This is a genomic window from Sharpea porci, assembly GCF_009695655.1.
GTDB lineage: Bacteria > Bacillota_I > Bacilli_A > Erysipelotrichales > Coprobacillaceae > Sharpea > Sharpea porci.
This window is the reverse complement of the sequence record NZ_VUNM01000008.1, coordinates 40,293-61,418: the sequence shown is the minus strand read 5'-3', so window position 1 is coordinate 61,418 and position 21,126 is coordinate 40,293. Positions and strand designations below refer to the sequence as shown.

General features: G+C 38.2%; 17 protein-coding genes, 7 tRNA genes and 1 other annotated feature. Of the genes, 5 read left to right on the top strand and 19 right to left on the bottom strand.

Annotated features, from left to right (window positions below; all coding sequences use genetic code 11):
- Positions 1–67: 67 nt before the first annotated feature.
- Positions 68–1,429 (top strand): MATE family efflux transporter, encoded by a 1,362-nt coding sequence (locus FYJ79_RS05360; protein ID WP_154515197.1) that lies wholly within the window; start codon positions 68–70, stop codon positions 1,427–1,429.
- 225 nt (positions 1,430–1,654) lie between these two features.
- Here FYJ79_RS05360 and FYJ79_RS05355 read toward each other — a convergent pair.
- The 5 genes from FYJ79_RS05355 to FYJ79_RS05335 form a co-directional block, all read right to left on the bottom strand.
- Positions 1,655–1,728 (bottom strand) — tRNA-Gly (locus FYJ79_RS05355).
- 11 nt (positions 1,729–1,739) lie between these two features.
- A tRNA-Leu gene (locus tag FYJ79_RS05350) sits at positions 1,740–1,828 on the bottom strand.
- A 5-nt stretch (positions 1,829–1,833) separates the two neighbouring features.
- Positions 1,834–1,917, bottom strand: a tRNA-Tyr gene (locus FYJ79_RS05345).
- A 5-nt stretch (positions 1,918–1,922) separates the two neighbouring features.
- A tRNA-Thr gene (locus FYJ79_RS05340) sits at positions 1,923–1,998 on the bottom strand.
- A gap of 18 nt (positions 1,999–2,016) precedes the next feature.
- Positions 2,017–2,092 (bottom strand) — tRNA-Val (locus FYJ79_RS05335).
- Positions 2,093–2,263: 171 nt separating this feature from the next.
- Between FYJ79_RS05335 and FYJ79_RS05330 the strand changes: the two genes are divergently transcribed.
- The 4 genes from FYJ79_RS05330 (at position 2,264) to FYJ79_RS05315 (ending at position 4,206) form a co-directional block, all read left to right on the top strand.
- Positions 2,264–2,602, top strand: a complete 339-nt coding sequence (locus tag FYJ79_RS05330; protein WP_154515195.1) for a P-II family nitrogen regulator — start codon at positions 2,264–2,266, stop codon at positions 2,600–2,602.
- 28 nt (positions 2,603–2,630) lie between these two features.
- Positions 2,631–3,878: an ammonium transporter gene (locus FYJ79_RS05325; protein ID WP_154515193.1), complete on the top strand. Its 1,248-nt coding sequence runs from the start codon at positions 2,631–2,633 to the stop codon at positions 3,876–3,878.
- Positions 3,879–4,047: 169 nt separating this feature from the next.
- Positions 4,048–4,124: transfer RNA gene (locus FYJ79_RS05320), tRNA-Asn, on the top strand.
- Between the two features lie 6 nt (positions 4,125–4,130).
- Positions 4,131–4,206 (top strand) — tRNA-Glu (locus FYJ79_RS05315).
- A 73-nt stretch (positions 4,207–4,279) separates the two neighbouring features.
- Here the strand turns inward: FYJ79_RS05315 and FYJ79_RS05310 are convergent.
- The 14 genes from FYJ79_RS05310 to FYJ79_RS05245 all read right to left on the bottom strand — a co-directional run bounded on the left by FYJ79_RS05310 (position 4,280) and on the right by FYJ79_RS05245 (position 21,101).
- Complete coding sequence (locus FYJ79_RS05310; protein WP_154515191.1) at positions 4,280–4,834, bottom strand: DJ-1 family glyoxalase III; 555 nt, start codon at positions 4,832–4,834, stop codon at positions 4,280–4,282.
- A gap of 125 nt (positions 4,835–4,959) precedes the next feature.
- Positions 4,960–5,817, bottom strand: coding sequence for an acetylglutamate kinase (gene argB / locus FYJ79_RS05305; RefSeq protein WP_154515189.1), 858 nt, complete (start codon positions 5,815–5,817; stop codon positions 4,960–4,962).
- A 12-nt stretch (positions 5,818–5,829) separates the two neighbouring features.
- A complete protein-coding gene (gene argJ / locus FYJ79_RS05300) occupies positions 5,830–7,044 on the bottom strand; it encodes a bifunctional ornithine acetyltransferase/N-acetylglutamate synthase (RefSeq protein WP_154515187.1) in 1,215 nt (404 codons plus the stop codon).
- A 13-nt stretch (positions 7,045–7,057) separates the two neighbouring features.
- Positions 7,058–8,095, bottom strand: coding sequence for an N-acetyl-gamma-glutamyl-phosphate reductase (gene argC, locus FYJ79_RS05295; protein ID WP_154515185.1), 1,038 nt, complete (start codon positions 8,093–8,095; stop codon positions 7,058–7,060).
- Entirely contained in the window at positions 8,092–9,471 is a 1,380-nt protein-coding gene (gene argH, locus FYJ79_RS05290) for an argininosuccinate lyase (RefSeq protein WP_154515183.1), read from the bottom strand. Before argH ends, argC begins: the two co-directional genes overlap by 4 nt.
- A gap of 12 nt (positions 9,472–9,483) precedes the next feature.
- Positions 9,484–10,698 carry an argininosuccinate synthase gene (locus FYJ79_RS05285; RefSeq protein WP_154515181.1) on the bottom strand — a complete coding sequence of 405 codons (1,215 nt, stop codon included), beginning with the start codon at positions 10,696–10,698 and terminating at the stop codon, positions 9,484–9,486.
- 109 nt (positions 10,699–10,807) lie between these two features.
- Positions 10,808–11,018 (bottom strand) — a binding site (T-box leader).
- Positions 11,019–11,126: 108 nt separating this feature from the next.
- Positions 11,127–12,011: a 3-hydroxyacyl-CoA dehydrogenase family protein gene (locus tag FYJ79_RS05280; protein ID WP_154515179.1), complete on the bottom strand. Its 885-nt coding sequence runs from the start codon at positions 12,009–12,011 to the stop codon at positions 11,127–11,129.
- A gap of 75 nt (positions 12,012–12,086) precedes the next feature.
- Positions 12,087–12,209 carry a rubredoxin-like domain-containing protein gene (locus tag FYJ79_RS05275; protein ID WP_033163289.1) on the bottom strand — a complete coding sequence of 41 codons (123 nt, stop codon included), beginning with the start codon at positions 12,207–12,209 and terminating at the stop codon, positions 12,087–12,089.
- 89 nt (positions 12,210–12,298) lie between these two features.
- Entirely contained in the window at positions 12,299–13,660 is a 1,362-nt protein-coding gene (locus FYJ79_RS05270; protein WP_154515177.1) for a sensor domain-containing diguanylate cyclase, read from the bottom strand.
- The gene (locus FYJ79_RS05265) at positions 13,653–15,689 is read right to left on the bottom strand and encodes an EAL domain-containing protein (protein ID WP_154515175.1); all 2,037 of its coding nucleotides are present in this window, start codon (positions 15,687–15,689) and stop codon (positions 13,653–13,655) included. Before FYJ79_RS05265 ends, FYJ79_RS05270 begins: the two co-directional genes overlap by 8 nt.
- A 163-nt stretch (positions 15,690–15,852) precedes the next feature.
- Positions 15,853–16,110 (bottom strand): HPr family phosphocarrier protein, encoded by a 258-nt coding sequence (locus tag FYJ79_RS05260; RefSeq protein ID WP_154515173.1) that lies wholly within the window; start codon positions 16,108–16,110, stop codon positions 15,853–15,855.
- 51 nt (positions 16,111–16,161) lie between these two features.
- Positions 16,162–18,030 carry a PTS beta-glucoside transporter subunit IIBCA gene (locus tag FYJ79_RS05255; RefSeq protein WP_154515171.1) on the bottom strand — a complete coding sequence of 623 codons (1,869 nt, stop codon included), beginning with the start codon at positions 18,028–18,030 and terminating at the stop codon, positions 16,162–16,164.
- Between the two features lie 63 nt (positions 18,031–18,093).
- Positions 18,094–18,912: an HAD family hydrolase gene (locus FYJ79_RS05250; RefSeq protein WP_154515169.1), complete on the bottom strand. Its 819-nt coding sequence runs from the start codon at positions 18,910–18,912 to the stop codon at positions 18,094–18,096.
- Entirely contained in the window at positions 18,909–21,101 is a 2,193-nt protein-coding gene (locus tag FYJ79_RS05245) for an alpha-amylase family glycosyl hydrolase (RefSeq protein WP_154515167.1), read from the bottom strand. Before FYJ79_RS05245 ends, FYJ79_RS05250 begins: the two co-directional genes overlap by 4 nt.
- Between the last annotated feature and the right edge of the window lie 25 nt (positions 21,102–21,126).

Here is a 21,126-nt window from a genome sequence, read left to right as displayed (position 1 = left end):
CTAATTGAGAAAAAAACACATATCATATATTTATAAGCGTATAATAATGATGTTATTGGAGGTTTTTATGGAACAGATAAAAAGAAAAAACCGAAGTATTGATATGCTTCATGGTCCTATATTTAAAGGCATAGTCCTTTTTGCGATACCTATTCTTATCTCTTCTATTTTCCAACAATTCTATAATACGATGGATACATTTATTGTTGGTAAATTCTTAGGTGATCATTCTTTAGCCGCTATTGGTTCAGTCAATTCTGTTTTTGACTTAATCAACGGCTTTGCGTTAGGCATTGGGAATGGTCTTGCGATTGTAACGGCAAGAGCTTATGGGAGCCAAGACGAGAAGCTCTTAAAGAAGAGTGTGGCAGGAGCGATTGTGATTGGCATTCTCTCTTCTATTGGTATTACGCTTATTGCCCTGCTTGGCATTAAGCCTTTAATGCATGCCATCAATGTTCCTCAGGCTGTCTTTAATGAAGCCTATAGTTATATATTCTGGATTATACTCTTTTTAACAGTAATGTTTGCCTATAATCTTGCGGCTGGTATATTGCGTTCTATCGGCAATTCCTTCATGCCCCTTGTCTTCCTGATTTTCTCATCATTGTTGAATGTTGGCTTAGATATCTTGTTTATCACCCAGTTCCATATGGGTGTTGCTGGTGCAGCTATTGCGACAGTGATTGCTCAAGGTATTTCTGTTATTTTATGTTTCCTTTATATTATCAAAGCTACACCCATCCTTGTTCCTAAAAGAAGTGATTTCCAGTATGATCCTGAACTCTATAAAGATCTTGCTGGACAGGGTTATGCAATGGCCATGCAATCCGCAATCGTCAATTCTGGTTCAGTCATTCTTCAATCAGGCATCAACGGTCTAGGACAATATGTCATTGCAGGTCATACAGCAGCAAGAAAGCTCTATATGTTCTGTAATATGCCTTTTACAAGCATGGGGCAGGGGATTGCTACATTTATATCACAGAATAAAGGTGCCAATAATCCTCAGCGTATTAGAAGAGGTATGCGTGATGCTTATATTTATGATTTTATTGTTGCGGCATTATTAACGATTATCTTATTGTTTGCAGCACCTAGTATGGTTCGTTTTATCTCTTCTTCAAATAATCCTATTATTGTAGGTAATGGATCACTTTATTTAAGAATTGTTGCTCCAAACTACTTTGTCCTAGGTATTCTTATGCAGACAAGAAGTGCCCTGCAAGGTATTGGGCAAAAGCTCCTTCCCCTTGTCTCAAGTGTAATTGAGTTTATTGGTAAAGTTATCTTTGTCATCCTCTTTATACCACAATTCAAATATATGGCTGTTATTTTCTGTGAACCATCCATCTGGCTCATAATGACTGCTTATCTTCTCTTTGTCTTCTGGCGCGATCCTTTTATTAAATCGGGCAAAAAGGCATAAATAAAGCTGTAGCACTTATGTGTTACAGCTTTTTAATTAAGATATGAAAGTATATAAACTTATTATAGTTGTTTTCGATTAGGGTTTAATGGATGGGTTGATGAGAATCGAAACCCCATTGTTAGCTTAGAAAACCGTGTTATCCCTTGGTATTTCAACTTTTTAATAGAGGATTAGAGTATAAAAAAACACAACTATTTTGTAGCTGTGTTCGACTTTTGTTATTGGAGCGGGTGATGGGAATCGAACCCACGTAGTCAGCTTGGAAGGCTGGAGTTCTACCATTGAACTACACCCGCAACACCAAAGATGGTGCCCTGGGCCGGAGTCGAACCGGCACGGAGTTTGAAGTCCGCGGGATTTTAAGTCCCGTGCGTCTACCAATTTCGCCACCAGGGCAAGGATGGTGGGGAGGGACGGATTCGAACCATCGAACCAAAAGGAACTGAGTTACAGTCAGCCGCGTTTAGCCACTTCGCTACCTCCCCAAGAATGGTGCCGACTATAGGAATTGAACCCACAACCTACTGATTACAAGTCAGTTGCTCTACCAATTGAGCTAAGTCGGCATATACAATTAATACAAATGGTGGGAGCTAACGGGCTCGAACCGCTGACCCTCTGCTTGTAAGGCAGACGCTCTCCCAACTGAGCTAAGCTCCCGTCACCGAATGCTCACTTATAATATCAAATTGACATTATGGTGTCAATGGATTTTTAAGGTTTTGTTATGATTTTCATAATTGATAATTTTGTATCATTTTGATAATTTTGTATTGCGTATTGATAGTTTTCTATTATAATGAGAATAACTTTTCAAGAAGGAGGGGTAATATGAAAAAGCTAGAAATCATTATTCGACCAGAGAAGTTTGAAGACTTGAAGAAAATTCTTGTCGACATGAAAGTTTCAGGTATGAATATTTCTAACGTAATGGGCTATGGTAACCAGATGGGTTATGTAGAACAATATAGGGGTGTTGTCTACAATGTGAACCTGGTACCAAAAATGAAAGTCGAAGTTATTGTCCGTGATGCCAAGGTTGATACGATTCTTGCGAGAATTGCCGATGTATTACCAACTGGTAATGTTGGTGATGGCAAAGTATTCGTTTATGAATGCTTAGATGCAATGCGTATTCGTACTGGCGCTAAGGGCGAAGATGCTTTATAAGGTTTGATATGAATTGGGGGGAATACATATGGACACAATAAGATTAATCAACATCGTATGGGTGTTTGTAGCAAGCTGCTTGGTCATGTTCATGCAGGCAGGGTTTGCTATTCTTGAAACAGGCTTTACGCGAAGCAAAAATGCCAACAATGTTCTCATGAAGAACTTAATGGACTTCTGTATTGGTTCTATTGCTTTCTTTGTCTTAGGATTTGGATTGATGTTTGGTAATGATGCCGGGGGGATTATAGGAACAAGCGGATTCATCAATCCAACAGGCTTGAACTTACAAGCTTTTAAAGATTTATCACCAACTGTCTATCTCTTTTTCCAGACAGTCTTCTGTGCAACAGCGGCAACGATTGTATCAGGAGCGATGGCTGAACGCACAAAATTCAAAGCTTACTTACTTTATACATTGATTATTTCTCTTTGCATCTATCCTGTTTCCGGTCATTGGATCTGGGGTGGTGGCTGGCTCGCAAAGTTAGGCTTTGTGGATTATGCGGGTAGTGCTGCTGTTCACACTGTTGGTGGTGTTGCTGCTTTAATGGGTGCTATTGCCTTAGGCCCACGTATTGGTAAATATAATAAGGATGGCTCTTCCAATGCCATCCCTGGTCATAATATTCCTTTAGGTGCTTTAGGTGTCTTTGTTCTGTGGTTCTGCTGGTTTGGATTCAACCCTGGTTCTTCTTTAGAAGCTGCAACCTATGTTGGTCATACTGCCTTGACGACAAATTTAGCTGCCTGCACAGCTACAATTGTGACAATGTTTGTCACTTGGTATCGTTATGGTAAACCGGATATTTCTATGACATTAAATGGTACTTTAGCTGGTTTGGTGGCTATTACAGCTGGTTGTCATGTGATTGATTATTATGGATCTATAATTGTTGGTGCTGTGTCAGGTGTATTGGTTGTTTTTGGTATTGAATTATTGGATAAGAAATTCCATATTGATGATCCTGTCGGTGCTGTTGGTGTGCATTGCCTCAATGGCATCTGGGGAACAATTGCTGTTGGGCTATTTGCCACAAAAACACCGGTGACTTCAGCAGTAACTGGTTTATTCTATGGTGGTGGTTTTAAACAGCTTGGTATTCAGTTATTAGGTATTACTGCTGTTGTGCTATGGGTTGGTATTACAAGCTTCATAATGTTCAAGGTCATTGCTAAGACTATGGGCTTACGTGCGAGTGCTCAAGAAGAACTTGGCGGTCTTGATATTGGTGAACATGGATCACAGGCTTATCCAGAATTTATCACAAAATAGTTTTGTCTTTTCTTACCTCGTTGTATTTTATCAATATTTACCCTTGGGCAAAGAGATCCTCCTCGGATCTCTTTGTCATTTTGCTTTGAAACTTTTGCATAAACTTTTTCACTTTTTTATAGACAAGGATATTGATCCATGTTATATTATGTGAGGTCCAAGGGGACATGCCTCAATAGCTCAGTTGGTTAGAGCATCTGACTGTTAATCAGGGGGTCGTAGGTTCGAGTCCTACTTGAGGCGCCATCTAGTGGCGGATTGGAGAAACGGTTAACTCACATGCCTTTCACGCATGCATTCACGGGTTCGAATCCCGTATCCGTCACCATTGGACAATGACCTCTCTTATGAGAGGTTTTTTATTTTGTATATTTTAAAGGAGAAGATTTTATATCTTCTCCTTATTTTTTTAAATATTTATTATAAAGCATGCCTTCCTTAAGTGCTTCACTATCGCCACCAAGCAAGTCGACAAGACGATAGGCAAAGGCAAATGTTGTTGCTGGACCACGTGATGTCGTAATATGGCCATCAGTGACAACTTCATCTTCAACATAATGCGTATTATTCAAATAGCTTTCAATCTCTTCACCAGGATAACTTGTCACCGTTTTTCCTTCAACAATACCTGCTGCTCCTAAAGCCATTGGTGCTGCACAAATAGCCGAAATATATTTTTCATCATGATCATAATCCTTCAATAAAGCAATCACACGATCATCATCTCTTAGCTTCCATGCTCCTGCACCACCAGGTAGAATAATCATGTCATATGAAGCCATCTGATTGAAATTCTTATCAGCACGCACCATGATATTTCTTGCACTCACAACAACAAGTTCTTCATTCATCGATATCATATCAACCTGAATACCAGCTCTTCTTAAGATATCAACAGTACCCAAGCATTCTATTTCTTCAAAACCATCCGCTAATAATATCGCTGCATTTTTCATCTCATCATCACCCTTTTTTCTCTATTATAACGATATCAATGTAAATTTCAATATATGAAAAAAGTGTTATCACGTAATTTCTATGAAAATGACAACATTTTTTATACATAGAGACAAAAAAGGGGTTATCCCCTTTTAAATAATGTGCCATAACCTTCATCAGAAAAAATCTCAATCAGAATAGAATGAGGTAAACGTCCATCAATAATAACAGCCTTCTTCACACCGCTCTTAAGCGCATTGACAATACATTCTACCTTTGGAATCATACCACCAGCAATCACGCCAGCTTTTTCAAGCTGATCGACATCACTGATTGTGACTTCTGAAATAAGGGAAGATTCATCATCTTTATCCTCCAACAAACCAGGAATATCTGATACGACAAGCAAGTTCTCAGCATTAAGCTTAGCGGCAATGGCAGCTGCTGCCGTATCGGCATTAATATTATAGGAATTACCATTTGCATCCATTCCGACACTTGCGATAACAGGAATATATCCTTTCTCCAACAAAGCTTCTACTAACTCACTATGCACAGCTGTAATTTCTCCTACATAACCTAGTTCCTCGCTAACTGGCTGAGCTTCAAGAAGCATATTATCAATTCCCGAAAGTCCAACAGCTTTATTGGCTTTGGCTTGTATTCTTTTGACAAGATTCTTATTTACTTTGCCTGCTAATACTTCCTGAACAATATCAATTGTATCAGCATCAGTATATCTAAGACCGTTGATGAATTTGGATTCAATATGGGCGCGTTTTAAGGCATGGGAGATTTCAGGACCACCTCCATGCACAAGTACGACTTTAATGCCTACAAGATTCATCAGACAAACATCATCAATGACATTGTTGATAAGATCTTCATCAATCATCGCATTACCGCCATATTTCACCACAACAATCTTACCACGATATTCTTGGAGATAAGGAATGGCTGTTGAAAGAATCTGAGCTTTTAATATTGCATTCGTAGCCATTTTCTTTTCCTCCTATGTTCGATAGTCACCATTAATTTTGACATAGTCATATGTGAGATCACAGCCCCATGCTGTAGCTGAATAGTCACCATCATTGAGATCAATTGCGATAATGATTTCATCTTCACTTAATACTTTTGTCGCAAATTCTTCATCAAATTCTACACCCATACCATTATGACAAACATAGAGATCCCCTACTGTTGATTGTAGATGAACATCAACCTTGTTCACATCAACATCTGCTGGTGCATAGCCAATCGCACAAAGAATACGCCCCCAGTTAGCATCCTTGCCAAACATTGCAGCTTTAAAGAGTGAAGAAGTAATGACGCTCTTAGCGACAGCTTTCGCATTCCAGACAGACTTGGCATGGGAAACCTTGCATGTCAACAGCTTTGTCGCACCTTCTCCATCTTTCGCAATACCTCTTGAGAGTTGTTCACAGATATAGAAAAGCGCATCTTCCATAACCTGATAATCATGGTCTTTAAAGACAATTTTCTTATTACCTGCAAGACCATTACACATCACACAAAGCATATCATTTGTGGATGTATCACCATCCACAGAGACCATATTAAATGTATCGTTGACAACTTCATGTATCATAATGTCCAACATTTCCTTGGAAATATCAACATCACTCGTCACAAATGCCAACATTGTAGCCATGTTGGGATGAATCATCCCACTGCCCTTCGCAATCGCGCCAATATGGGCAATCTGGCCATCAATTACGAATTCTACCGCATATTCTTTAGGCTGTGTATCCGTTGTCATAATGCCATGCACTGCATCATCAGAGCCATCCTTCTTTAAGCCTGCCACAAGTTCATGCATATGTTCTTTAAAGGGATCAATGACCATTGGCTGGCCAATGACACCTGTCGATGCCACAATGACATCTTCTTCTTTAATGCCAAGTTCCTTAGCAACGAGTTCTGATGTCTCTGTCGCAAGTTCTACGCCATTACTATTACATGTATTCGCATTTCCACTATTACAAATAATAGCCTGGGCAATACCATCTTTTAAATGTTTCTTGGTGACAATTAATGGTGCACCTTTTACCTTATTCTGTGTATAGGTTGCAGCTGCAATACATGGCTCTTTTGAATAAATCAAAGCTAAGTCTTTCTTCGCTTTATTTTTTCTCATCCCCGCATGTATGCCATTGGCTACAAATCCTTCAGGTGCACAAACACCACCAGTTATATCTCTCATTTCTTATTTCCCCCTAGAAAGAAGGGCCGACATAATTCAGTCCTGTATTTTCTTTTAAGCCAAACATTAAATTCATATTCTGAATCGCTTGGCCTGCTGTTCCTTTGACCATATTATCGATTGTTGAAACGACAATAAGTGTATGATTTCTTTCATCCATATGTAATGAAATATCACAATAGTTTGTATAAGTGACAAACTTAAGATCAGCTTGTTTACCTAACGGTAAGATACGTACAAACTGTTCATCTTGATATATATTTTGGTAGAGCTTATAAATATCTTCGAGTTTCACATCTTCTTTAAGATCAATATACATTGTTGAAACAATACCTCTATTGACCGGTAATAGATGTGGGACAAAAGTAATGCGCATAGCTTCACCACTCATCTTTGAAAGTTCCTGTTCTATTTCAGGTGTATGACGGTGATTGCCAGCCTTATAGGGATGGAAGGATTCATTGGTCTTGGTGAAATGCGTATCTTCCGTAAGCTTCTTACCTGCTCCTGTTACGCCTGATGCTGAATTGACAATGATATGTTTATTGGCATAGAGATGTTGAAGCATAATGGGATAAAGACCAAGCTGTACACTTGTAGGATAGCATCCTGGATTACCAATTAAACAAGCATGTTTGATTTCTTCACGATGTGTTTCTGATAAGCCATAAACTTGTTTTTGGTGAAGAGCACTATTTTCGTACTTCTTGCCATACCAAAAAGCATAGTCGTCGGGGTTATCCAATCTAAAATCTGCACCTAAATCAATAAATTTCTTATTTAGATCAAGTGCTTTCTGGGCAAAGGCTTCACTGATGCCCGCTGGTAAGCCTGCAAAGATGACATCTGACTTCTGTATCACTTCATCCTCATCTTCGACAAAAGGAACATCGCATATTTGGTAAAAAGAAGGATAGAGTTCTGAAACGGTCTTGTTGGCATCAGAATGTGCACTTACACCCACAACTTCCACATCCGGATGATTCAACAAGAATCTCAACGCTTCACTTCCCGCATAACCACTCGCTCCAATAATACCCGCTTTAATCATAGTAATGCACCAGCTTTCTTAATGACTCTTACGATATTTGTTTTTTCGATATCTGGACTTGGTCCACCAACAACCGCTCTATTCTTGACACATGTCTCTAAGCTAATAGCGTTGTAGATATCACCTTCAAACATATCCGTGAACTGTTTGAATTCAGAGAGCTGCAATGATTCTAGTGTTTCATTATTCTCAATACAGTAAGCAACGAGTTTTCCTGTTATCTTGTAGGCATCTCTAAAGGCCATGCCTTTCTTAGTCAGATAGTCTGCACAGTCTGTCGCATTGATAAAGCCCTTAGCTGCAGCTTCTCTCATTTTCTCTTTATGTACTGTCATGGTTGCCAACATTTCATCAAAGACTGGCAAACAAAGCTTCACTTGATCCAAGGCATCAAAGAGTGTTTCTTTGTCTTCCTGCATATCCTTATTATAAGCAAGCGGAATGCCTTTCATGACTGTAAGAAGTGTAGTGACACTGTTGATGACTCTTGCACTCTTACCTCTGACAAGTTCAGCAATATCTGGATTCTTCTTTTGAGGCATGATGGATGAACCTGTCGCATAGGCGTCATCAAGATCGATGAACTTAAATTCCCAGCTACACCAAAGAATGATTTCTTCTGAGAATCTTGACATATGCATCATGATAAGAGATAAAGCATTGATGAACTCAATCGCATAATCACGATCACTTACCCCATCAAGTGAATTATACATAATATCATTCATCCCAAGTTCTTCTGCCACAAACTGACGATCTAATGGATATGTCGTTGTCGCAAGAGCACCACAACCAAGTGGTGAGACATTGGTACGTTCATCAATATCGTTGAGACGATCCATGTCTCTTAAAAACATCTCTGCGTAGGCCATCAAGTGATGGGCAAAGGTAATGGGCTGAGCTCTTTGCATATGTGTATAGCCTGGCATAATTGTTTCTGTATGCTTTGAGGCAATGTTTGTAAGTGTAGTGATGAGATGGTGAAGAAGTTCTTTCACTTCCTTGATTTCATCATGCACATAGAGTCTTAAGTCTAATGCAACCTGGTCATTTCTTGAACGGCCTGTATGAAGCTTCTTGCCTGAAACTGGATATTTCTTTGTCAGTTCTGCTTCGATAAACATATGAATATCTTCAGCATTAGGATCAAAGAGTAATTTGCCATCTTCTATATCCTTTAAGATTTCTTTGAGACCTTGTTGGATCTCTGTATAAGCTTGTTCATCAATAATCCCCTGTTTATAAAGCATCTTGCTATGGGCAAGAGAGCCTTTGATATCTTGGCGATACATACGGCAATCAAATGATATTGATGAATTAAACGCATTCACGTCTTCTGCTATTTCTTTACTAAATCTTCCTGCCCATAATGCCATAATGCTTTCCTCCTATAACTTATGTTCTTTAGCTTTTGCAATCATCTTAATTGGTAAACCATAAAGATTAATGAAGCCTGCTGAATCAGCCTGATTATAATCATCATCTTCTCCAAATGATGCTGTTTGTTCTGAATAAAGTGTTGTTGGTGAAGTCATGCCTGCTTCTATAATATTGCCCTTATACAATTTCAGTTTCACATCACCATTCACATTTTCCTGTGTCTTATCCACAAAAGCATTAATAGCTTCTGTTAAAGGTGAATACCAATAACCATTATAGAGAATATCAGCTAATTCAAGACTGACTTTCTGTTTAAAGTGCTGTGTATATTTATCAAGAGTGATTTCTTCTAAGTCCGCATGAGCTTTATAAAGAATTGTACCACCTGGTGTTTCATAGACACCTCTAGACTTCATGCCGACAAGTCTATTTTCAACCATATCGATAATACCAATACCATTCGCACCACCAATTTCATTGAGCTTTTCAATTAAAGCGACACCATCCATCTTTTCACCATTCAACGCTACAGGAATACCCTTTTCAAAAGTAATTGTGACATATGTTGGTGTGTCCGGTGCTTTTTCTGGAGAAACGCCTAATTCAAGAATTTCATCATATTTTGGTTCATTAGCTGGATTTTCTAAATCCAAGCCTTCATGAGATAGGTGCCATAAGTTCTTATCTTTTGAATAGTTTGTTTCTCTGTTGATTTTAAGTGGAATTTTTCTTGCTTCCGCATAATCAATTTCATCATCTCTTGATTTGATATCCCAGATTCTCCAAGGGGCAATAATTGGCATATCTGGCGCAAATGCTTTAATCGCAAGTTCAAATCTTACCTGGTCATTACCTTTGCCTGTACAGCCATGACAGATGGCATCAGCACCTTCTTTTTTAGCAATCTCTACTAACTTCTTGCCGATAATAGGTCTTGCGAGAGAAGTCCCCAACAAGTATTTATCTTCATATTTCGCATTGGCTTTAATAGCTGGGAAAATGAAGTCATAAACAAAATCATGTTTTAAATCTAAGCAATAGAATTTATCAGCACCTGTATTGAGTGCTTTGTCTTCAAGACCATCAAGTTCATCCTTCTGACCAACATCAGCTGCTACCGCAATAACTTCACAACCATAATTTTCTTTTAACCAAGCAATGATAATTGATGTATCCAAACCACCTGAATAAGCTAAAACAACTTTATTAAATTTCTTTTCCATAATCTTTTTCCTCTACTTTTCTTAATTTATTTTTATGAATCAAAACTTAACTCTCTTCGTCGGACTTTCATATCATTGCCTCCTAATCAAAAAACGCCTCTAGAATAAATCTAGAGACGTCATATACGCGGTACCACTCTAGTTGCTCATATGAATATATGAACCAACTCATTCCCTTAACGCAGGTTCACGTTTCCTCCTACTCAGTTCAAAGGAACACTCACAGGTGCGCTTCACTCTTAGTTCATCTAGTCACCTTTCACTCTGTATGACCTCGCTAAAGACTTCCTAAAAGCTACTCTCCTGGTCGAAGCTTTTTTTAACTTGGCTACATAATACGTTAACTCTTTTCTTGTGTCAATAACTTTTTGTTTTTTATTTCTTGTAACCATAAATATAGAATAATTGTGTCGTATTATTCTAAATATTTAATCTTTATATAATGCATCAAAGAGTTTTTGAAGTTTCTCATCACGAGCTTTTGTCGCTGCTTTGTCCTTGCCATCCGCATAGTCATAGAAGCCTTTTTTCGTCTTTACGCCCAGTTCTCCACGTTCATAATGTTCTGCTAGCTCTTTAGGAATTTCATGAGAATCTTCTAAGTCTGGCATGAGATAGCTAGAGACATGATAGAACGTATCTAGGCCACCAAAGTCCAATGTTTCAAGTGGACCTAAGCAAGCCCATCTGAAGCCTAGTCCATACTTCATGACATCATCAATACCTTCTTTAGATACAACTCCTGCATCGACTAAACTCAATGCTTCTCTGACGACAGCTAATTGTAATCGATTGGCGGCAAAGCCTAAGACATCTTTGTTGACAAGAACTGGCTTCTTATCAATCGATAAGGCAAGATCATAAATAGCCTTAGCGACATCATCTCTTGTATGATCATTCTTGATGATTTCTGTAAGAAGAATAAGTGTTGGTGGATTGAACCAGTGGAAGCCAATAAAGCGTTCAGGATGGCTTACAGCTTCTGAGAGCTTATTGATTGATAACCCAGAAGTATTTGTAGCGATGATTGTGTTATCTTTGACATAGTTGTTGAGTTCTTGATAGAAGGCAAATTTCTTATCAAAGTCTTCAATAATATTTTCAACAATCAAGTCACAATCACCAAATGCCTGCATATCTGTTGTGTAGGCAATCTTCTCTCTTTGTGCCTCAGCAATCTTTGTTTTGGCTTTATCGAGTGTTTCTTGGCGATGATTATAGAGGACAACATCATAGCCATATTTCGCAAAAATATCAGCCATGGAATAACCCATTGTCCCCGCTCCAGCAATCACAATTTTCTTAATTTCCATAAATACAACCTTCTTTCATAGCTCTATTTTAGCACAAAAAAAGAGCACTAACCTGAGCTAGTACTCAATAATCTATTATTCGTCGTCTTCTACAGGTGAGAATTGATCAGCACCTACACCACAAACTGGACATACATAATCTTCTGGTAATTCGTCACCTTCGTATACGAATCCACAAACATCACAAACCCATTTCATAGACTAATTCCTCCTATTTCTTTTTGTGCCTTTATTATCAACTATCTTGCATGAAAATACAATCATTTTGCGTTAAAAAATGCATAAACTTAACTTCGTTTACGACGATCATGTATACGATAGTATTCAGCTTTATCTTGATACATCTTATTATCAGCTAAAGCAACTGTTTCATTGATTTTGGACATATCTTCGCTAAATGCAAAGCCAACTGCAACGACATACTCTTTTGTTTCGCTGAGTTTTCTTTGAATGGTCTTTTTGGCTTCTAAGAAATCCTGTTTACTCATGAGTGGAAGAAGCACGATGAACTCATCGCCTCCTTCACGATAGATATTCGCACTGCCAAATTGTCTTGATAGCAATGAAGCAACCTTACATAATGCAATATCACCAGCCGCATGGCCATAACGATCATTGATTGTTTTAAGGCCATTGAGATCCGCAAAGACAACACCAAGAGATCCTTTTGTCTTTTCTAGTTCCGCAAGTCTTTGTTGGAGGGCATTGCGGTTATGGACACCCGTTAAGCTATCATAATTGCTTAGATGGTGAAGTTTCTGGATCATATGATGATTAGCAATTCTCACCCCAATAAAATAGGAAGTCATCTCTAGAATAATACGAGTATTGACAAGATCTGAGAATTCAAAATTATCAGCCCCAAGATATCCAGTAAGCTTCCCTTTATGATAGAACGGAGCAGCTATTAAGCGATAGATTCCCTGTCGTTTTAAAATCTGATAATCAGACGGATAATCTTCTTTCAACATCTCAATATTAGGAATAAAAACCACTGTATCCTGCTCAAGAAAAGTTTCCCAACCCAGCATATATTCATCATAACTGAGATTCTGCAAAGTATCCATCTCACTTGTAATACCCTCTTTACACCATTCAAAAGTATTACTAATAGTTTTTAAATCCGTCTCAAGAATATAAAGACGATCAGGATGAATAGCTTTGCTTAATGTCAATAAAGCATCTGACATAGCTTCATTATAGCCCTGGTCGCTACTGAGTATTGTAGAAACGCGCAAGACAATATTATTAGTGAAGCTTGTTTGTTTATTCATGACATCTTCTTCATGTTCATGATCAACTATAGTAAATGTATAAGCAATATAGCCCGGTGTACTTGTTGGACCAACCGTAAATGAAAGCCAATGACTTATTTCAGGAGAATACATGACATCATTGATTGTCTTTTTTTCTTGATCTGCTTTGAAACAATAATCAAACCATTTTAATTCTGCTTCAGGATAGATTTCTGTAAAACGTTTGCCTAGGAGGTATTCTGGTGTTGTATTCCCTAGTTTGCAATAACGCCTATTCACATAAGCATATTCTGTATCAATAACACGATCTCTCTTCTCATTATATATCAATTTGAATACTGCATATTCCTCAGGTATATCCTCAAAACTATTGAGCTCAAATGCATTATTCATGAATACCAACCACCTTTTCTAACACACATTTCTCAAACATATTTTCATCCATCGGCTTCGCAAAATAGAATCCTTGAATCATATCACAGCCAATCTGTACAAGAAAATCATATTGTCCCTTGTTTTCCACACCTTCCGCAACAACACACTTACCCGTTTCTTTCGCATAGGCAACCGTATGTTTTAATAATGCTTCAGCATCCTTCTTGCCAATTAAATCAACAAGTGATTTGTCTAGCTTGAGCGTTGTGAAAGGAAGTGTTTCTAATGCCGCGAGCGTAGAAAAACCAGCTCCAAAGTCATCCATATGTAAGATAAAGCCATACTTTGACAGTTCCTGCGCTAGCTTATGTATTTTCACATCACTTACTGCTGCACTTTCAGTTATTTCAATTGGTAAGTGTTTGATGATATTGCCATATTTCATAGCGATATCATAATAGGCATCTGCGACATTATCATCATAGACACTTACACGTGATAAATTGACTGAAATAGGTAAAGCATGACCTTCTTCAAGTAGTTTCATTTCCATCTTACAAACTTCTTCAAAGACATAGCCATCCAGCTTACGAATCTTCCCACTCTTTTCTAGAATAGGTATGAATTCTCCTGGAGAAATCATTTTACCATCTTTCTGTTTCCAACGAGCTAACGCTTCTGCACCAACGATTTCTTTTGTATGACTATCATATTTAGGTTGATACCATACTGATATTTCATGATTCTTAAGTGCTATTTCAAAGATGTTTTCAATACGTTTTTCTTCTTCCATCTGATCAACCATTTTCTGATCAAATTCAACATAGTCCTGATTACTATTAGCACGTATTGTTGATAAGGCATAGTTTGTCTTTTCAATAATTTCATCAACCGTTAATTCCTTACGTGGTGTAACATAGACAGACCACTTGATAGAAAGATTACGCATGTTTGTTTCCTCTTTTATGAGTTCCGCAAACTGTGCACAGCCATTCTTACGTTCATCATAACTCATTGTCTTGCGATAGCAGGCAAAGACCCCTGATCCCATATAAGTAAGGCAAGTATATTCATTTTTGGCAGCAATTAAACCTTGCCCAATAAGCGATAATAAGTTATCAACCTTTATAGTGCCATATTGGATATTGAGGGATGTGAGATCATCCACCTTGAGGACACAAAAATCAAAATCGATATCAGGATATTCATGTCGCATCTTTTCACCATAAATACGGAAGGCTTCTTTGGTATAGAGATGTGTTAAAGTGTCCACTTCCACAAGGGAAAGATTCTTCTCTAATTCATTCATTTCTCGCATCATAGCCACACTGTCATCTTCACAGCCAATCCCAATAATAAAATTATCAAAATCATCAGCATGACCAATACGCACAATCTTTGTATTATAGTAATGAATATTATGATCCTGCATAGTACGAAAATGAATCATGAAGCTTTCACGTTTCTTTAATGTATCCACAATATGATCAAAATTACCATTTTCAAGAACAGTATAACGATCTTCCTCAATAACATGTTCCTTTACATATGTTTCTAGGTAATCATGATATGAGTTATATTGACGAAAGATATCTTCAGGCTTCTGCTGTGCACCATTATCACGATATACAAAGCATTTTTTACTATTCACATCAACCAATAAAACAGTCAAAAGGTCAGAAGTGAATGCTTTTATATATGCTAAATCACGTAAATCATCAACACTCGTAGGAAGAGTTGCAGCAATTTTGGCATCACTGCCAACAGTAGAGAATACAAGGGCATGGCATGTTCCATGACCATCTATTGGTATTTCAACAGCATCAACAGATTCCATAATATTACGAATAGGATCACAATATGTTCTTGGGCCTTTTATGCCATTATGGACAGGACAAGGTCCACATGGTTCATCAATATCTGAAAGACATCGATAGCACTTCTTTCCCACTTCTATCTGGGGATAAATCTTTTTTGCGGTGTCATTGACACTGATGACATTATAGTCTTCATCGATCACATAACAACCTGATGACACATTCTCCATACGCTCATCTCCTCACAACACCTGTAATAAAATAGTAACATTTGCATCATATGAATGCAATATTTCGAGAATATCAACTTACTTTTATTTGACATTACAAATACAATAAAACCATCTCTAAAAGATGGCTTTAAAAAAGCACCCATTTAAGGATGCTTTCAGATTAGATATTTTCTTTAAAAGCAGCTTCCATAGAAGCAGCAGCCTGTTCTTCATTTTCACCTTCAACACGAATGATAACAGTGTCACCCTGCTTAAGATTTGTACCAATGAGGGGAAGAAGCTTTTTCACATCGACACCTTCTTCACCTTTCCAGAGTGTAACTCTACCAGGATAGCTTTGAGCAATGGCTGCAATTTTGCCTGCAGGTCTTGCATGCATGCCCTGTGGATCTTGAATCGTATAAGTAAATTCTTTCATTTCTTTACCTCTTTTCTTAAAACAGGGTATCGATGATACCCTGTTTAGTTTTTATGCCGCTTTATCAATTTTTCCTACTGCATCTTTGTTTGTGACAATAAGAACAACTGTATCAGAATAGCCTGCATCTTTAATGGCAGAACGATCAAATGTAAGAAGCTTCTGGCCTTTAGTGACCTTGTCGCCCTGTGTAACGAAGCCGGCAAAGCCTTCACCTTCCATATTAACTGTATCAACACCAACATGGATCAGCACTTCAACACCATCATCTGATAATAAACCAACTGCATGGTTAGTAGGGAAGACCATCTGTACAGTACCATCAAATGGAGCATAGACATTACCATCAACTGGTTCAATACCTACTGATGGACCCATAGTTTCAGCTGCAAACATTGGATCAGGAATCTTTGAAGCAGGAACGATTGTACCATTGACAGGCTGAACAACGTCACCTTTTTCAGTTTTAATAGCGACTGTTGTAGGTGCTGGAAGTTCTTCTGCTGCTGGTTTATCCCAATCATCAGGATCTTCATGCCATAATGTGAATGTAAGTGCGAAGGCGATACCACCAGCTACTGCAAGTAAGATACAATACTGGATTGGTTTATTGATTGTTAAGAAACCAGGAATACCAGTAACACCATAAGCAGTAGCACCTAAGCCCATCCATTCACCAACTAATGCACCAGCTGCACCACCGATCATACCAAATACGAATGGTTTCATTAATCGTAAGTTAACACCGAAGATAGCAGGTTCAGTAATACCTAATGCTGCTGAAAGTGAAGAAGGAACGGCAATAGCTCTACGTTTAGAACTCTTTGTCTTAATACCAACAGCTAAGCAGGCACCGAACTGTGCGAAGTTAGCTGCAGATGCGATTGGCATCCAAATATTTAAGTTGCCGAAATCTTTAGAAGCAAGTAAGCCTGCTTCGATAACGTTGTACATATGGTGTAAGCCCATAACAACTGTAACTGGATAGATAGCACCCATTGCTGCTGCACCAACACCATAACCAACTGTAATTAACCATTTAGCACCTGTTAATACATATGTTTCAAGTGTTGAGAAGATTGGACCAATAGCCATGAATGTAAGTAAGGCAGTTAAGAGAACTGTAGTAAGTGGTGTAATGAATAAATCAAGAACTGCAGGTACATGGTCATGTAACCATTTTTCTAATTTACACATTACCCAAATAGCGATAATAACTGGGATAACGTGACCTTGATAACCAAGCACGTTAATCTGACCTAAATAGTAATTACCAAAGTGAATACCTTTACCTAACATGTACCATACTTTGTACCCATTAGCAGCATTCCAGCCATTAGTAAGATTAGAGTGGATCATCATAAGACCCATAACAGCGCCTAAGAAGATGTTACCGCCAAATACTCTTGCAGCAGATACTGCAACGATAACTGGTAAGTAAGCGAATGCGGTATTAGCAGCCATATCAAGGAACTGATACCAAGGTGTAGCTGCGAAGCCAGGAATAGCTTTACCTAATGCTTCGACGATACCCATCATTAAACCAGAAGCAACGATTGCTGGTAAGATTGGTACAAATACATCACCTAAAGTCTTTACCATACGTTTTGGTAATGGCTGTGATGCAGCTGCTGCTGCTTTTACATCATCCTTTGTTGCAGCAGTTAAGCCAGATACTTTTAAGAATTCATCGTAAACATGATTAACAGTACCAGTCCCGATGATTGCCTGTAACTGTCCATTAGAGCTAAATACGCCCTGTACGCCTTCGACATTTTCAAGTGCTTTCAAGTCAACCTTGTCAATATCAACAATTGCAAGTCTTAATCTTGTTGCACAATGAGCTGCAGTAGCTACATTGTCTTTGCCACCAAGAGTTGCCCATATCTCGGCAGCACATTTTGCATAATCAAGTGCCATAAATAAATTTTCCCCTTTCGTAGCACTTTTTTATTACAACTATTCTTTCTGAATAGTTCTAACCTAAATCAAACCTAAATGTTTGAATGCTTTTGCCAAGCCATCATTCTTTACATCATCAGCAACATAAGTGCTGATTGCTTTAAGCTTGTCTGAACCATTGGCCATAGTTACGGATACGCCAACAGTCTGAATCATTTCCAAATCATTCATCGAATCACCAAAACCATAAGTATCTTTCATATCGACACCAAGTTTTTCAGCCACACGTTCAATTCCTTTGCCCTTATCAAAAGCACGATTGACTAAATCACCATTAAGGCAATTGTGTGCAGCCACATCCTGAATCGCAAAATTAAAGTCCTTCTCTAATAATGCTCTTGCTTCAGTTAATTGTGATTCTTTTTGACACATAATAACGACTTTATAAATTGGTCTACCATCGTATTCATGCATTGGCCTAATACCAAGATCTTCCGATAAAGCTTTACGCCATCTTTCAATCTCACTATTTCCTTCACTTGTTCCCTTTAAGAAGTCTCCCAGGCTTTCATCACCATATGTAGCATCCTTAGCTTCAATTGTTCTAAAGACACCATTTCTCTTCAAGACATCAAGTGCTAATTCTGTTTGTTCTTGTGTCATTGGGTGATCATAAATGACTTCATCACCAATCGTCACATAACCACCACCACTCGCTACAACACCATCAAAGCCATATTTCAATAATGGTGAAAGCATTGCAAGATTACGACCAGTGCATAAAAATACTTTATTTCCCTTTGCCTGTGTTGCCTTGATGGCATCTAAGGCACTTTGTGGTGGTACATTACTGCCAGCTTCAGTTAATGTTCCATCAATATCAACGAAGATTAATTTCATTTTGTAGTTACCTTCTTTGTAGAGGCTTTCTTCGTTGTCTTACGTGTTTTCTTAGCAGCTGGTTTTCTTGTTGTTTTTTTCGCAGACTGTGTCTTTTTTGCGGCAGGCTTAGCTTCTACCTTGACTTCAGCTTTCTTTTCAGCAGGTTTAGCTTCTGCCTTTACTTCAGCTTTCTTTTCAGCAGGTTTAGCTTCTGCCTTCACTTCAGCTTTCTTTTCAGCAGGTTTAGCTTCCGCCTTCAATTCAGCTTTCTTTTCAGCAGGTTTAGCTTCTGCATCTGACTTATCTACTGGTTTTGTTTTTTTTTCAACAGGAGTAGGTGCTTCATTGTTGTATTCTTTTTCACGATAAGAATGTAATAACCAAGCAAAGCTATGTCCAGCTAAGTTAACACCCTTGGCATCTCTCTGTAAACCTGTCATTAAATCAATATAATCTTCCTCTTCATTGATCCATGCAACTTGTTCATCTTCAGAGAAGTTGAATAAGGCAATAAGCTTTTCATTATCAAAATAACGACCAATACCTAATACATGATCATTATATGTTTCTACAACCCATGCATCTGCATCACTTTCAAATACAGGATGAGAAGCACGAATCTTTTCTAATTTACGTAATGCATGGAATAAACGGCCTTGACGTGTATTCATATCGTTACGCATAGCGACATGATCCCAGTTTAAATCACCACGATGTAAATATCTTGAGTCATCCCACTTTAATGGATCATCATGATAGCTATAGTCATTTAACTGACCAATTTCATCACCACTATAAAGTACTGGAATACCTGATTGAGTGAATAAGAATGCATGCAACATTTCATCTAATTCTAGAGACATGTTAAGCTTCCAGTCATTCTTTTCATATACAGCTGCTTCTACACCACATAAAGAAGCTGTTGTACCACAAAGTCTTGCATCACCAAGTGTTGGATCATCATTATAAAGTTCACCACGTCCATTACTTTCCCAAAGCTTACCGGTGAAGTAGTCATTTAAGAATTTCTTATGCAAAACTTCGTTTATACCAAACTGGCCTAAGAAATCATAATCAAGACCCCAGCCAATATCATCATGACATCTTAAATAATTCAAGAATGTATACTGTTTAGGTAAGGCAAAAACTGTTCCTAATTGATGTTTTAAGAGACGTACATCTCTTGTCGCTACTGTATGCCATGTAGATGCCATTGTTGTAACATTGTAAAGCATATGACATTCTGGTTTTTCAATTGAACCGAAGTATGGTACAACCTTGCTTGGTTCCATAACAACTTCACCAAGTAATAACGTCCCTGGACATACGACTTCAGCTGCCATACGCATTAATCTGACAAGTGTATGCACTTCTGGTAAGTTACGACATGATGTCCCAAGCTTCTTCCAGATATATGGCACAGCATCAAGACGAACAATATCAACGCCATGATTACATAAATTCAACATGTTTGCAGTCATGTCATTGAAGACTGTTGGATTGTTGTAATTTAAGTCCCACTGATATGGATAGAATGTTGTCATTACGACCTTATGTGCTTCTTCACACCAGCTAAAGTTACCTGGCGCTGTTGTTGGGAAAACCTGTGGTACTGTCTTTTCGAATTCATTTGGAATATTCCAGTTATCGAAGAAGAAATAACGATCCTGGTATTCTTTCTCCCCAGCACGTGCACGCTTAGCCCATTCATGGTCTTCTGAAGTATGGTTCATAACGAAGTCAAGACATACAGACATCCCCTTCTTATGACATTCAGTAGCTAAGTCAGATAAGTCTTCCATTGTCCCAAGTTCTGGTTGTACTTTTCTAAAGTTACTAACGGCATAGCCCCCATCACTTCTACCAGCTGGTGACTCAAGTAGCGGCATTAAGTGTAAGTAGTTAACACCACATTCCTGGACATAATCGAGATGCTCTTTTACCCCTTTAAGAGTACCTGCAAACTGCTTAACATACATCAACATACCAAGCATTTCATTACCTTGGTACCAGTTTGGAACGGCAATTCTTGCTTCGTCCCATTCTTTCAATAAATCACTTCTTTCTGTGTAATACTGATGCAACATTTCACAGAAATAATCGAATGCATGTGGATCATTATACAACTCAGTATAAAGCCACTTCATCTCATCATAATGTTCTAATAAACGAGTCTTAAACTCGCTCTCCCAATTCTCGTTGATCATATTGCCTCCTATAATCAAAATGAAA